The sequence below is a fragment of the Streptomyces sp. NPDC101234 genome (assembly GCF_044767525.1).
GTDB lineage: Bacteria > Actinomycetota > Actinomycetes > Streptomycetales > Streptomycetaceae > Streptomyces > Streptomyces sasae.
Genome location: NZ_JBIWOA010000001.1, coordinates 94,129 through 107,767 on the forward strand (window position 1 = coordinate 94,129; position 13,639 = coordinate 107,767).

12 protein-coding genes are annotated in these 13,639 nt (G+C 71.1%); 6 read left to right on the forward strand and 6 right to left on the reverse strand.

All coding sequences use genetic code 11. From position 1 onward, the window contains the following. Positions 1–45 precede the first annotated feature (45 nt). Positions 46–1,830 carry a GMC family oxidoreductase N-terminal domain-containing protein gene (locus tag ACIRR9_RS00480; protein ID WP_403746027.1) on the forward strand — a complete coding sequence of 595 codons (1,785 nt, stop codon included), beginning with the start codon at positions 46–48 and terminating at the stop codon, positions 1,828–1,830. Positions 1,831–1,951: 121 nt separating this feature from the next. Here ACIRR9_RS00480 and ACIRR9_RS00485 read toward each other — a convergent pair whose 3' ends face one another. Further along, entirely contained in the window at positions 1,952–2,977 is a 1,026-nt protein-coding gene (locus ACIRR9_RS00485) for an LAETG motif-containing sortase-dependent surface protein (RefSeq protein ID WP_403746030.1), read from the reverse strand. A 228-nt stretch (positions 2,978–3,205) separates the two neighbouring features. Here ACIRR9_RS00485 and ACIRR9_RS00490 point away from each other — a divergent pair, with 228 nt between their 5' ends. Continuing rightward, positions 3,206–4,375 carry a hypothetical protein gene (locus ACIRR9_RS00490; protein ID WP_403746032.1) on the forward strand — a complete coding sequence of 390 codons (1,170 nt, stop codon included), beginning with the start codon at positions 3,206–3,208 and terminating at the stop codon, positions 4,373–4,375. A 658-nt stretch (positions 4,376–5,033) separates the two neighbouring features. On the opposite strand, the gene ACIRR9_RS00495 is transcribed toward ACIRR9_RS00490, so the two are convergent. Further along, complete coding sequence (locus tag ACIRR9_RS00495; protein WP_123974733.1) at positions 5,034–5,315, reverse strand: chorismate mutase; 282 nt, start codon at positions 5,313–5,315, stop codon at positions 5,034–5,036. A 284-nt stretch (positions 5,316–5,599) separates the two neighbouring features. Between ACIRR9_RS00495 and guaA the strand changes: the two genes are divergently transcribed. Then, a complete protein-coding gene (gene guaA / locus ACIRR9_RS00500) occupies positions 5,600–7,180 on the forward strand; it encodes a glutamine-hydrolyzing GMP synthase (protein WP_403746034.1) in 1,581 nt (526 codons plus the stop codon). 27 nt (positions 7,181–7,207) lie between these two features. Here guaA and ACIRR9_RS00505 read toward each other — a convergent pair whose 3' ends face one another. Continuing rightward, complete coding sequence (locus ACIRR9_RS00505; RefSeq protein WP_365336708.1) at positions 7,208–7,714, reverse strand: pyridoxamine 5'-phosphate oxidase family protein; 507 nt, start codon at positions 7,712–7,714, stop codon at positions 7,208–7,210. 139 nt (positions 7,715–7,853) lie between these two features. Here ACIRR9_RS00505 and ACIRR9_RS00510 point away from each other — a divergent pair, with 139 nt between their 5' ends. Next, entirely contained in the window at positions 7,854–8,648 is a 795-nt protein-coding gene (locus ACIRR9_RS00510; RefSeq protein WP_365336707.1) for a class II aldolase/adducin family protein, read from the forward strand. On the opposite strand, the gene ACIRR9_RS00515 is transcribed toward ACIRR9_RS00510, so the two are convergent. Beyond that, positions 8,645–9,532 (reverse strand): DUF4429 domain-containing protein, encoded by an 888-nt coding sequence (locus tag ACIRR9_RS00515; protein WP_403746037.1) that lies wholly within the window; start codon positions 9,530–9,532, stop codon positions 8,645–8,647. The two genes, ACIRR9_RS00510 and ACIRR9_RS00515, sit on opposite strands and share 4 nt — an antisense overlap. A gap of 191 nt (positions 9,533–9,723) precedes the next feature. On the opposite strand from ACIRR9_RS00515, the gene ACIRR9_RS00520 reads away from it, so the two are divergent. Together ACIRR9_RS00520 and ACIRR9_RS00525 are read left to right on the forward strand one after the other, a co-directional pair. Further along, complete coding sequence (locus ACIRR9_RS00520) at positions 9,724–11,001, forward strand: hypothetical protein (protein ID WP_403746039.1); 1,278 nt, start codon at positions 9,724–9,726, stop codon at positions 10,999–11,001. 252 nt (positions 11,002–11,253) lie between these two features. Continuing rightward, positions 11,254–11,793 (forward strand): DoxX family protein, encoded by a 540-nt coding sequence (locus tag ACIRR9_RS00525; RefSeq protein ID WP_403746041.1) that lies wholly within the window; start codon positions 11,254–11,256, stop codon positions 11,791–11,793. On the opposite strand, the gene ACIRR9_RS00530 is transcribed toward ACIRR9_RS00525, so the two are convergent. Both ACIRR9_RS00530 and ACIRR9_RS00535 read right to left on the reverse strand, forming a co-directional pair. Next, positions 11,790–11,999 carry a hypothetical protein gene (locus ACIRR9_RS00530; protein WP_365336703.1) on the reverse strand — a complete coding sequence of 70 codons (210 nt, stop codon included), beginning with the start codon at positions 11,997–11,999 and terminating at the stop codon, positions 11,790–11,792. The genes ACIRR9_RS00525 and ACIRR9_RS00530 overlap by 4 nt on opposite strands. Then, positions 11,986–13,413: a PspC domain-containing protein gene (locus tag ACIRR9_RS00535; protein ID WP_403746043.1), complete on the reverse strand. Its 1,428-nt coding sequence runs from the start codon at positions 13,411–13,413 to the stop codon at positions 11,986–11,988. The genes ACIRR9_RS00530 and ACIRR9_RS00535 overlap by 14 nt, the downstream gene beginning before the upstream one ends. Positions 13,414–13,639: the final 226 nt, after the last annotated feature.

Consider the following 13,639-nt stretch of genomic DNA (forward strand, 5'->3'; position numbering starts at 1 on the left):
AGCAACCACGAACCACCCGCACGCGAAACTCGACGAGGAGCAGCCGTGCCCCAGGACACCTACGACTACGACGTCATCGTCGTCGGCTCAGGATTCGGCGGTTCTGTCACCGCCCTGCGCCTGACGGAGAAGGGCTACCGCGTCGGTGTCCTGGAAGCCGGCCGCCGTTTCACCCGCGCGTCCCTCCCCAAGAACTCCTGGGACATCAAGAACTACCTCTGGGCCCCGCAGCTCGGCTGCTACGGCATCCAGCGCATCCACCTCCTCGGCAATGTCATGGTCCTGGCCGGCGCGGGCGTGGGCGGTGGCTCGCTGAACTACGCGAACACCCTCTACGTCCCGCCGAAGCCGTTCTTCGAAGACCCCCAGTGGCGTGACATCACGGACTGGCAGGAGGAGCTGAAGCCGTACTACGACCAGGCGCAGCGCATGCTCGGTGTACGGCTCAACCCGACGATGACTCCCTCCGACGTCCATCTGAAGGCGGCGGCGGAGAAGCTCGGCGTCGGCGACACCTTCCACCTCGCCCCGGTCGGCGTCTTCTTCGGCGACGGCAAGGACGCCGACGCGGACGGCGGGTCGAAGGCGGCGCCCGGCGACCAGGTCGACGACCCCTACTTCGGCGGTGCCGGCCCCGCCCGCAACGCCTGCACCGAGTGCGGCGAGTGCATGACCGGCTGCCGGCACGGCGCGAAGAACACCCTCAACGAGAACTACCTCCACCTCGCCGAGCAGGCCGGCGCGGAGGTGCACCCGATGACGACGGTCGTGTCCGTCACCGACGACTCCCAGGGCGGCTACGCGGTCGCGACCCTTCCCACCGACGACAGGAAGAAGGCGAAGGGCCGGACCTTCAAGGCGCGCCGGGTCGTCATCGCCGCCGGCACGTACGGCACCCAGACCCTCCTGCACCGGATGAAGGCGGGCGGCCAACTGCCGTACCTCTCGGACCGGCTGGGCGACCTCACCCGTACCAACTCCGAGGCCCTGGTCGGCGCCCAGACCGACGACCGCCGCTACCGCAGGGCGCACGGCACCCCGAAGGCCGACTTCACCAAGGGCGTCGCGATCACGTCCTCGATCCACCCGGACGAGAACACGCACATCGAGCCGGTCCGCTACGGCAAGGGATCCAACGCGATGGGCGGGCTGTCGATCCTCCAGGTGCCGTACGCGGAGGGCTCCTCCCGTGTCCTCGGCTGGCTGGCGAACGCGGCCCGGCACCCGCTCCTCGTGCTGCGCTCGCTCTCCAACCGGCGCTGGTCGGAGCGGACCATCATCGGCCTGGTGATGCAGTCGCTGGACAACTCCCTGACGACGTACCTGAAACCGGACGGCGTCGGCAAGGGGCTGCTCACCGCCCGGCAGGGCCACGGCGCCCCCAACCCCAAGCAGATCAAGGCGGCTTCGGAGGCGGCCACCGTGCTCGCCGCCGAGATCAACGGCTTCGCCGGCAGCAACGTCGGGGAGCTGATGGGCACCCCGCTCACCGCCCACTTCCTCGGCGGCTGCCCGATCGGCGACTCCCGGGAGAGCGGGGTCATCGACCCGTACCACCGGCTGTACGGCCACCCGGGGATCTCGGTCGTCGACGGCGCCGCCGTCTCGGCGAACCTCGGTGTGAACCCGTCGCTCACCATCACGGCACAGGCCGAGCGCGCGATGTCGTACTGGCCCAACAAGGGCGAGCCGGACCCGCGTCCGCAGCAGGGTGAGGCGTACCGGAGGCTCGCGCCGGTCGAGCCGCACAGCCCGGCGGTCCCGGCGGACGCCTTCGGCGCGCTGCGGCTGCCGTTCCTGGGCATCCCGGCCGTACCGCCGAAGAAGTAGCCGCGCAGCGAAAGCCGAAGAAACAGCCGCGCAGCGAAAAGGGACCTGAGCCCCCCTCCGAGCCCAGGTCCCTCTTCATCGGTGCGCGGCCGCCGTCCTGCGACGGCCGACGCGACCTTGCCTATGAGTCCGCGCCGGCCTTCCGGCGGCGGACGACGAACACCGCGGCCGCACCGGCCACCACGGCGACCCCGCCGACGAGGCCGATGACCGGGAGCGCCGAGCTGGAGCCGGTCTCCGCGAGGTTGCCGGTCGGCAGGTCGGAGACGTTGCCCTGCGGCTTCTTCACGGAGTCCTTGCCGCCGTTGTCGCTCGGCGTGGCGGTACCCGGGTCCGGGTTGGACGAGCCGGCCTTGAGGACCGCGAAGCCGTACTGGGACCAGCCCTCGGCGATGCAGTCCTGGCCGTCGACCTTGTCGAGGTAGGCGCCGGAACCGAAGGAGTAGGCGTCACCGGCGGGCGCCTTGGCGTCGATGGAGACGCGCAGGTCGACCGACTTGCTCGCGCCCGACTTCAGCTTCGGCACGTAGAAGAAGTAGTCGCCGGCCCAGTCGTCGCTGCCGATCCGGTCCCAGGACCCGGTGTCGGGGTTCTTGAACTCCAGGTCGACATACGGGCTGAGGTACTTCGACTCGTCGAGCTGGTAGTTCTCGATCTCGGCGTAGAAGGCGACGCCGTCGACGTCGGCCTTCGACTCGTTCGTCACGACCAGCTTGAAGCCGTGGAAACCGTCGCCCGCGACGATCTTGCCGGGCAGCCCCTTGATGTCGGCGGACACCTTGGCGTTGCCGAAGTCCTCGTCGAGGTCCTCGCAGTAGGGGACGTCCGGGTCGGACGGGTCCTCACTGGGCTCCGCCGACTCGGACGGCTCGGCCGAGGCGGACGCGCTGGCGCTCGCGCTGTCGCTGGGCGACGCGGAGGACGACGCGGACGCCGACGTGCTGTCGCTGGGCGAGGCGGAGTCGGAGGCGGAGGCGGAGTCCGACGGGGAGGCCGACGCCGTATCGCTCGGTATCTCGCTCGGCGCGGTCTCGGAGGCCGACGGCGACGCCGGGTCCTCGGCGAACGCGGCCGGTGCGGACAGCAGGGCGACCGGCGCGATGACGGCCGATACGGCCGCCGCGGCCATGGCGCGACGAAGCTTCATGAGGACCCCCGTGGATCAGGCGCGGCAGGCGGATGTAACCGCTGGTTCCGCTGATGTGACCGGTGAATCCTGTGAATGGTTGCCTCCGTATTCACAGAATTCTTATGTGAGCTGGGTCACTCGGTCGGCGGGGGGTGTCGGAAGCGGGTCGATTGCGGAATTCGGGTGCGGCCACAGCTGATTCCAAGGCTATTCTCGCCCCGTCGAACGGCCGAACGAGAGAGTGTCATGTCTGACAGACGGTCCGAGCAGTCGTCGGGGGACGAACCGTCGTCGTCCTCCATATCCGACGAGGTGTGGCAGCAGTTCCTCAGTGACAGTGAGCGGGACATCCGCAAGTCCGCCCCCAAGGAGCCCTCCGCGCGGGCCCGTGAGGTCACCCAGCGGCTGAAGAAGCAGAAGGGGGAGCCCGAGGGATGGCGGACCGGGCCCGCCTGGCAGGAGATGAACGGGCGGGCGGCCCGCCGGCGCAAGGCATGGGCGGTCATCGGCGTCCCGCTGGCGATCGCCGTCGCCGTCGTGGCGATGCGGCCGTCGCTGATCCCCGGCGATCCCTTCGGCTCGTCCGCCGGTTCGTCCTCCGGCGCGTCCTCCGGCACGGACAGCGCCACCTCGCCCCTCCCCGACGAGACCGCCGCCCCGACCGCCCCGCCCTCGGCGGTCGCCGCCGACACCCCCACCCTCGCCCACCCGTTCGCGGGCTCTCCGGCGCTGCGCTGGGCCGACGGTGCGGCCGGCATCGTGCTGCCGAAGGCCACCGCGCTCGGTGCGATCCCGAAGGACCGCGTCGAACTGGCCCTCCAGCAGACGAAGAAACTGCTCGTCGACGCCAACCTGAACCCCGACGTCGTGGCCGGCGCCCGGCCGGAGGCCGCCCTCTCGGTGCTCGACCCCAAGCAGCCCCACGTGCTCGACGATCTCGACTCCTCGCTGCGCAGCCCCAGCAAGACCCGCGACCCGCTGTTCCTCTTCAGCCGCTTCGACCCGAAGGACGTGAAGCTCGCGGGGAAGGTCATCAAGACCCGGGGCCGGATCACCTTCGCGAAGGGCAAGTTCGAGGGGGTGGCCGTGCACGCCGACTACACCTTCGTCTACCCGGTGGTGCGCGCCGACGGCTCCACCGAGGTGACCCGCACCATCGTGCGCCGCGTCATCGACGTGGAACTCCCCGACGCCACGCGCTACCAGGTCACCCCCGGCCGTCTGACCCTGCTGCGCTACGACGAGGACGCCGGCAACTCGGCCTGCGACATCGACGACGGCTATCTGCACCCGCAGTTCCCGTCCCAGGCGCCGACGGGCAGCGCCGCCCCGACCGGTCCCTCGATCGACCCGTACGACCGCAGCCACCAGCTCGGCAAGGGGCCGCAGGGATGCGGCACGGTGAGCCGCACGTAACTCCGTGTCACGCACGCAGATGTAACCCTGTGTCAGGTGCGCGGACGTAACTCCGCGTCATGCGCGCGGACAGACGAAGGGCCCCGCGGGACGGAGCCGCGGGGCCCTTTTTTCGTCAGCACCGACGTCAGGGCAGCGCCGGTGCCTGGAAGCGGCGCCGGGGGGTTGCGCCGCTGGTTTCTGTGCCGCGTACCACCGTCCGTGCCCCGGGTCGGCGCCCCGGCGCACTCGGGGCGTACGGCAGGTCTCGACCTTTGGCGGACGGTCGGTATACGGCAATACCGTTGCCTGAACTGGGACTTGGGAGCTGTGAAGGCCTTGGGGGCCTTCTATGCATCGTGCTGGATGTACGCGGCCTCCGCAACCGTTTGACCCAGCCCTTGTGCATTTTTGCAATTTTCCGCCGGTCGGCCCCGGGCGTCCCCGGAGCCGGCCGTCTCTTGGGTGACCGGGCTGCTGTCCCCTGCCGTCCGGTCACTTGACTGGGGCGAGGTCCCACGACGTACGGCACGTTCCGTACGTCTCATCGCCCCAGTGAGCCACGCGTGGTTCTTCGGGCCCGCCCCTGGCTGACACGGACACCCCACCAACGAAGCGGTTCGCGTGCCGGTCACGCGCCGTACGGGTGAGAGCCGGGCCGAACTCAGATCCGCCCGACTCAGATACGACCCCGGGACAGCTCCAGGAGGGTCATCGCGAGGGCGGTGCCGGGCTTGCCGAGGGCCTCGCTGTAGTGGCCGAGGATCTCCATCTCGCGGGACAGGTTCACACGCCGGCCGCCGGAGGCGATCCGGGCCTCCTGGACGACGGCGGAGACGGCGACCCGCTCCTGGATCAGACCGATGATCCGGTCGTCGAGCGCGTCGATGCGCTCCCGCGCACCGGTGATCACATCGGCGGCCTCGGGGGTACGGGCACCGGTCACGTCGATCGCGTTCATGGGGTCTCCTCGTCGGAAGGGAGGCAGGCCCCGGACCGGCACGATCCGGAGAAACACCAGGCGCCCCGGACCTTGTCGGCCCGGGGCGCCTGGGGAAGTCGCTTGTCAGTTGCTCAAGCAGCACGACCATGGCAGCCGGTGGGCCGGTTGCCATAGGTAAAGAGGAAGGCGGCGTGCGTGAGCATGGCGCCGAGTATGCCACACCCCGTCACGGAGGTACCCCGCGTCCGCCCCGTTAGAATCGGTAATCAGAGACCCCCGCCCAAACCGCCGGAAGGCACCCCGTGTCATCAGCGACTCCCGCTGCCGCCACCCCCGACACCGTCCTGGTCGTCGACTTCGGCGCGCAGTACGCCCAGCTCATCGCCCGCCGCGTCCGCGAGGCCCGGGTCTACAGCGAGATCGTGCCCAGCACCATGCCGGTCGCCGAGATGCTCGCCAAGAACCCGGCGGCGATCATCCTCTCCGGCGGCCCCTCGTCCGTGTACGAGGAGGGTGCCCCCCGCCTGGACCGCGAGCTCTTCGAGGCCGGCGTCCCCGTCTTCGGCATGTGCTACGGCTTCCAGCTGATGGCGCAGGTCCTCGGCGGCACCGTCGACAACACCGGCTCCCGCGAGTACGGCCGTACCGACCTGCACGTCGCCAAGGCGGCCTCCACCCTCTTCGAGGGCACCCCCGCCGAGCAGCATGTGTGGATGTCGCACGGCGACGCCTGCTCCGCCGCCCCGGAGGGCTTCGCCGTCACCGCGTCCACGGACGTCGTCCCGGTCGCCGCCTTCGAGAACGACGAGAAGAAGCTCTACGGCGTCCAGTACCACCCCGAGGTCATGCACTCCACGCACGGCCAGCAGGTCCTGGAGCACTTCCTCTACCGGGGCGCGGGCCTCACCCCGTCCTGGACGACCGGCAACGTCATCGAGGAGCAGGTCGCGGCGATCCGCGAGCAGGTCGGCGACAGGCGCGCGATCTGCGGTCTGTCCGGCGGCGTCGATTCGGCGGTGGCCGCGGCCCTCGTCGCACGCGCCATCGGCGACCAGCTGACCTGCGTGTACGTCGACCACGGTCTGATGCGCAAGGGCGAGACCGAGCAGGTCGAGAAGGACTTCGTGGCCGCGACCGGCGTCAAGCTTGTCGTGGTCGACGCCGAGGCCCGCTTCCTCGACGCGCTGGCCGGCGTCTCCGACCCGGAGCAGAAGCGGAAGATCATCGGTCGCGAGTTCATCCGGGTCTTCGAGCAGGCCCAGGCCGAGATCATCGCCGACGCGGGCCCGGCCGTGGAGTTCCTGGTCCAGGGCACCCTCTACCCGGACGTCGTCGAGTCCGGCGGCGGCACCGGCACCGCGAACATCAAGTCGCACCACAACGTCGGCGGCCTGCCGGAAGACCTCGAATTCAAGCTGATCGAGCCGCTCCGCAAGCTGTTCAAGGACGAGGTCCGGATGGTCGGCCAGGAACTGGGCCTGCCGGAGGAGATCGTCCAGCGCCAGCCGTTCCCCGGTCCGGGCCTGGGTATCCGGATCGTCGGCGAGGTGACGAAGGAGCGTCTCGACCTCCTCCGCGACGCCGACGCCATCGCCCGCGAGGAGCTCACCGCGGCCGGCCTCGACCGCTCCATCTGGCAGTGCCCGGTGGTTCTGCTCGCGGACGTCCGCAGCGTCGGCGTCCAGGGCGACGGCCGTACCTACGGCCACCCGATCGTGCTGCGCCCGGTCTCCTCCGAGGACGCCATGACGGCCGACTGGTCCCGGCTGCCGTACGACGTCCTCGCGAAGATCTCCACCCGGATCACCAACGAGGTCCGTGACGTCAACCGCGTCGTCCTCGACGTCACCTCGAAGCCGCCGGGCACCATCGAGTGGGAGTAGGCCCCTGGCCGCGGCGGCCTCCGGGGCTCAGGTGCGCTTGACCGTGCGCACCGGCTCACCGGGCCGCCAGGCCTCGACGACCAGGTAGGTGTCGTCCTCGACGTAGGTCCGTACGACCTCCGTCAGCTCGGTGCGGAAGAGGTGGAACGGCCCCTCGGGCGGTTCCACCTCTTCCGCGTACGCCCCCTTCACCGCCGCGTCCACGACCTCGTACGCCCGTCCCGAGATCCTCACGTCCCCGCCGCCCATGCCGGTGCCGTCCCCGGGATTGACCTGGAGCGCGAACCGGGGGTCCCTCAGCAGGTCCAGCGCCTTCATCGAGTCCGGCATCATGCCGAACCGGAGCTCGCCGTTCAGGAACTGGACCTCCAGGCCCGAGGTGCGAGGGGAGCCGTCTCTGCGGAGCGTGGCCAGGATGTGGTGGGGCTGGGTGGCGAAGCGTGCCTCGACGGTCTTCGCGAAGCCGGGCGCGGCGGCGGCGAAGGCCGCCCAGTTGGCACGGGCTGTTCCGGTCGTACGGGTTGTGCGAGTCATACGAGCCAGTCTGGTGTTGATACCCGACATCTTCTGTCGTGATTTGCTCGCAGGCGTCATCTTTATAGAACAGCTCTGTTTTCCTGCACTGACCGGCGGTAACTTCCGCCCGTAACACACACCCAGTGCAGGAGGACCTATGCACGGGCCGACTCCGCCCCTGCCGCTGCCCACCGACCAGCTCCAGTTCGCGATGCCGCCGATGTACGACTCGCTCGACGACGAGCGCCGGCATCGCAAGGAGCGGCTCGCGGGCGCGCTGCGGATCTTCGGCCGGGCCGGACTCGAGGACGGGGTGTCCGGACACATCACCGCGCGCGACCCCGAATACTCGAACTGTTTCTGGGTCAACCCGTTCGGTATGCCGTTCAAGCACGTCACCGTCAGCGACCTCGTCCTGGCCAACCAGGACGGCCAGGTGATCGAGGGCCGCTACCACGTCAACCAGGCCGCCTTCACCGTCCACGCCCAGGTCCACGCGGCCCGCCCGGACGTCGTCGCCGTCGCGCACTGCCACTCCGTGCACGGCCGCGCCCTGTCCGCCCTCGGCGACCTCCTCGACCCGATCAGCCAGGAGAGCTGCGCCTTCTACGAGGACCACGCCCTCTACGACACCTACAGCGGCGTCGCCGTCGATGCCGAGGAGGGCCGCCGTATCGCGACCGCCCTCGGCACCCGCAAGGCGCTGGTGCTGCGCAACCACGGGCTGCTCACCGTCGGCGACTCGGTGGACGCGGCCGCCTGGTGGTTCCTGTCGATGGAACGGTCCGCACAGGTCCAGCTGACCGCGAAGGCGGCCGGCCGGCCGCTGCTCATCGACCACAAGATGGCCGTCGCCACCCGTGAACAACTCGGCGGCGACCTGGTGGCCTGGATCAACTACCAGCCCCTGTGGCAGGACATCAGCCGCAGCGAACCTGATCTGCTGAGCTAGAAGCTCCGCAGCACGGCCGCCTTCGTCAGCGCGAACTCCTCGTCCGTGAGCACCCCGCCCCGGTGCAGCTCGCCCAGCTCCCGCAGCCTGCGCAGCAGCACGTCGTGATGGTCGGCCGGCTGACGGGGCACGGTCGCCGCTGCCCGGTCCCGGCCGGCGTACTCCGCGCCCGGCCGGGCCGACGGATGCGGCAGCCGCGCCGTGACCGCCGTCGCGACCAACGCCGTCAGCAGGTCGCGGCGGACGCTGCCCCACAGGTCGAGGGCGTACGGATCGCGCTCGGCCGGTACCTTCGAGAACACCGCCTCCCGGGTCACGAACCGCAGGAAACCGTCCTCGTAGCCGGAGTTGGGCAGCCACTCCACCTGCACCAGATCGCCGACGCCGATGATCCGCGGCCCGGTCGCCCGCTTGACCCGGTCCGAGGTGTCGGCCCAGTCGATGCGCACCTGCGTACCGTCGAAGGACACCGTGCCGTCCGAGGACCGCACCGACACCGGCACCGGCGGCCCCGGCAGCAGATACCCCTTCGTCGGCTCCTTCGGGATCTGCTCCAGCAGCAGCGACTGCCGGATCTCCGCCACGACGTACTCGGCCACCCCGGACCGGTCCGTGTCCACCGTCAGCCGATACGGATCCGCCCCCTCCGGCAGCCGCCCGCCCGTCGCCTGCAGCAAGGGGTCCGCGCCCTCGCGCAGCCGCATCCTGAGCCGCCCCCGCTTGCGCTCCGGCTCGTACACCACCCCCGACACGGCCTCCAGCGGCACCGTGATCTCCCCGTACGTCTGCCGGAACAGCGGTACGGAGCGATGGCGTCCCGGCGTGATCCGGACCGTGCTGCCGTCGAAGGCCCAGGTCCCGTCCCGCTGGATGATCTCGGCCATGGAGAAATTCTCGCAGCCGGGTCAACACGGTGGCCGCAGCCTTCACCCGTCCTGACCAACCTGCCGAACGCGAACGGCGTGGCGTAGGGCACAATTCGCTGTCGACACAGGGGAGTTGCACGGCATCGTCGGGCCCGGAGAGAACCGGTCCGCGGCCGTGCCTCGGGGCGTGGGGAAGGCGGGCGTCGGGCGTGGCGGTGCAGGAGGCGAGGCAGGGCGCCGGTTCGGGTGTCCACGGGGGCGGGTGCGCATGCGGGGACTGCCCGCACGGGGCACGCGAGGGGCACCGGCGGGCGGTCGCCGAATTCCTCCTCAAACGCGACGAGTTCGCGGCCGGGCAGGGGCTGCCCGCGGCGGTGGCCCACTCGCCCTCCGCCTCCCGCCAGTGGATCTCCGAGGAACTGACCCAGTCCGCCGAGGTCGTCGCCGAACGCGGCCGCGTCGAGGGCGAGGCCTGGCTCGCCCGCCTCTGGCTGCGCACCGCGTACACCGTCTGGGCAACCGTCGTGATCATGCTTCTCACCCAGTCCCTCACCGCGATCGGCGCGGGCTGGACCAGCGCCCGCACCGCCGGACTGCTCGCCGCGCTGCTCATGGCCCTCGCGCTCACCGCCGCCTCCTGGTTCCACCGCTCGCGCGGCGGGGTGCTCGCCCCGGTCATCGGCGAGGACAACCGCATGTCCACCTCGCGCACCGTCGCCGCCTCCTGGGTCCTCTTCGTCGCCTACGCCGTTCTCGTCCTGGCCGGCCGCCTGGCCGCCGCCTCCTCTCCCGCCGAACGCGACTCCCTCATCTCCGGCCTCGACCTCGCCCGCGGCGCCGGTGTGGTGACCGTCCTCGCCGTGGTCTGCGGCATCGCCGTCCTGGTGCGCCGGGTGGTCGGGCTGCGCATCCTCGGCCAGCGTCTGCAGAAGGTGCGCGCCCACCGCCCTCGCGCGTCCGACCTGCTCACCGACGACTCCGGCCGGGGCACCTTCGCCGACATCCAGTACGTCGTGATCAGCGCCGTCGCCCTCGTCTTCGCCGCCGTCCGCCTCGCCCGCCGCCCCGACCAGCTCCCCGACCTGCCCTGGGGGCTCGCGACGGTGGTGCTGATCTCCGCCGCGACCTACCTCGCCGGCAAGTACGCCGACGGCGGCCGCCCGGTGATCCTCTCCGTCGTCCGTGCCCGCGAGGCCGGTGACCTGGACGCCCCGATCCGCACCGGCGACGACATCGAGATCCGCGGCACCGGCTTCGTCCCGCCCGGCGCCCAGACCGCCGACCGCCTCTCCCGCATGGTCGTCCGCGTCGGCGCGGTCAACGTCCACGTCCCCCTGGTCCCCGTCACCGGCGGGTTCAGCAACCCTACGGACAGCGTCCTCACCGTCCCCGTACCGGCCGACGTGGAGCCCGGCTGGGTGGAGATCCAGCTGGTGACGGCCGCCGGAGTGGCCACCAACCGGTGCGCGATCGAGGTGACGGAGTGAGCGGACCGCTGGGCGACCGAAGTGACGGGTCGTCCGCTTCCGCCCGCATCTCTGCGGAGGGGCTTGCGGACCACCGCCGACCGGACCGGGCTCACATCCGACCCTCCCCACCCTCCTTCCCCAGCCGTCCCGGGTGGCGAGGACCGGCCGAAATTCGGAAAAACGTCCGGGAGAGGGTTGAGCAGAGGCCGGTTGTCGTACGTATGGTCTGTTGAGGGGCCTGGGTACAGCGGCGAGAGGCGGCTACTGGCGATGACTCACGGCATTCGTACGGACACGCAATCCCCTTATCTCGACGGCGACCGCGGTCTGCGGGAAACCGCCACCCGATACGCCCTCCTACCCTTGCGGATCTTCCTCGGCGTCACCTTCATCTACGCCGGCCTGGACAAACTCACCGACAGCGCCTTCCTGAAATCCGGCGGCTCCGGATCCATCGGCGACACCATGCGCGCGGTCCGTGATTCCTCGGCCATCCCGGCTCTGGTCGACCTGGCCCTGAAGAACCCCGTCGGCTTCGGCACCGCGATCGCCATCGGAGAGCTCGCCGTCGGCCTCGGCACCCTCTTCGGCCTGCTGGCCCGCCTGGCCGCGCTCGGCGGCGCGCTGATCTCGCTCAGCCTCTGGCTGACGGTGAGCTGGGCCAATTCCCCGTACTACTACGGCAACGACCTCGCCTACCTGATGGCCTGGCTGCCCCTGGTCCTCGCCGGCGCTCCCTACCTCTCCCTGGACGCGATGCTCCGCGCCCGACGCCGACACCGGTCCGCGCGGGCTTCACTGGGTCTCTAGCTTTTCGGGGCGCGGCCGCGCCTGCGTATCGCCCGGGCCAGGGCCGCGGTCACGCCTGCCAGGAAAAGGCCGGCCACCATCACGGGGGCGGCCGCGAACGACTCGATGTGCCACCAGCCGGCCGCGTCACCGGCGTAGGCGATGCCCGTCGCCGTCAGGAAGACGCCGACGACCAGCCGGCCGGGCTGGAACTCATGCCGCAGCACGGGTCACCTCCACCTGTCCCGCGCCGACCTGGAGATCCAGGTCGAGCGTGCCCGCGTTCTTCGGGCCACTCGTCGGCGACAGTGTCACGTCCTTGTGCCTGCCCGGCTCCACGTCCACGTCCTTCCTGTCGTCACCGGGCAACTGGATGTCGCCCACCCCCACGTCGATGCTCAGCCGCACGGTCACGTCCGCCGGCACCACGATCTTCAGCCGGCCCGCGCCCACCTCGGCCGCCGTCGACACCGTCTGCCCGGCGGCGACACGTATGTGCGTCAGGTCCAGCGTGGCCACGCCCGTCCCGAGGTCGTACGCCGGCGACACCTCCGCCGCCGTGGCCGGTGTCCAGGACGTGCGCGTCCAGTGGGTGGTGATGTCGGACGGCATCGCCGACGCCCCCGCGAGCAGCGCCGCCGTGACCAGCGCCAGGAACAGCGAGCCGGCCCCGGTGCGTCCCAGGAACGAGCTGATCGCCACACCCAGGCCGAACACGACCAGCGCGCAGGCCAGACCTGTCTGCAGGCTGGTGCCCAGCGGGTGTGTGTCCCATGTCAGGCCCGTGCCCAGGCCGCCTGCCAGCAGAGCCAGCAGGAAGATCCAGCCGCCGGTCCAGCGCGGTCCGCGCGGCTTCGGGGGCGCGCTGCGCCGGGCGCGCATGTCCTGACCGTGGACCCACGGGGTGCTCAGCCGGAAGTCGAGTCCGGGAGCATCCGGGCCGCGGGTGCCGGAGGGGCCCCAGAGATAGCCGGTGCCCCCGACATGCGTGCCGTCCTTGACGATCGGGTCGCGCCACCAGGAGGGGAAGGAGACCGGGACCGGTGGTGCCTGGGCCTCGGGCGGGGCGTCGGCGACGGCCTGGGCGGCCAGCGGATCGGGGTCGGGGGCGCCGCGATGCCGCGACCAGTACCCCGCACCGGCCAGCAGGAGGGAGAGGACGACGGCGAACGCCAGCACCTGGCCGTTCCTGATCATCGTCAGCAGTACCCCGCAGCCGACCAGCGCGAACAGCACGGCCGCCAGGGCCTGCCCGTCGACCCGGCCGGTCAGCAGCTTGCGGACCTCGTTCTCCTCTCTGTCCTCGTACGGCACGAAGAGCCAGGCGAAGCCGTAGAAGAGGAGGCCGATGCCGCCGGTCGCGGCCAGCACGGCCAGGGTGATCCGGAAGATCACGGGGTCCAGGTCGGTGTGGCGGCCGAGTCCCGCGCACACGCCCGCGATCATCTTGTGCCGGCGGTCGCGCCGGAACCGCGGGGGCGCCTCGTCGACCGCGCCCGCGCCCGCGGCGGCGCCGGTGGCTTCGGCCCCCGCGGTCGCCTCCGCCGCGGCGGGCGCGGCATCCGACGGCCCGGTGCCCGGGGCGGGCCGCGGGCCGGTGCCGGGTCCCGGACCCGTCGCGGCGTGCTCGTGATCAGTCATGAGTCAATGGTGACGGCCGCGCCGTCGCAGCGGCAGTCGGGATGACCCTGGCCGAACCCTGAAATCGGCCCCGAGCCCGAGCCGGGAAGCGTTCGAACCGGACCTCGACGACGAAAACCGAGGACCCCGCGGCGGGTGGAGGGGACGAGGCGTGCCGCGGGTGAAGCGGGGCGGATGCGCCGCGGGTGAAGCGGTGCGGGCGTGCTGCGGGTGGAGGAGGGGGCGG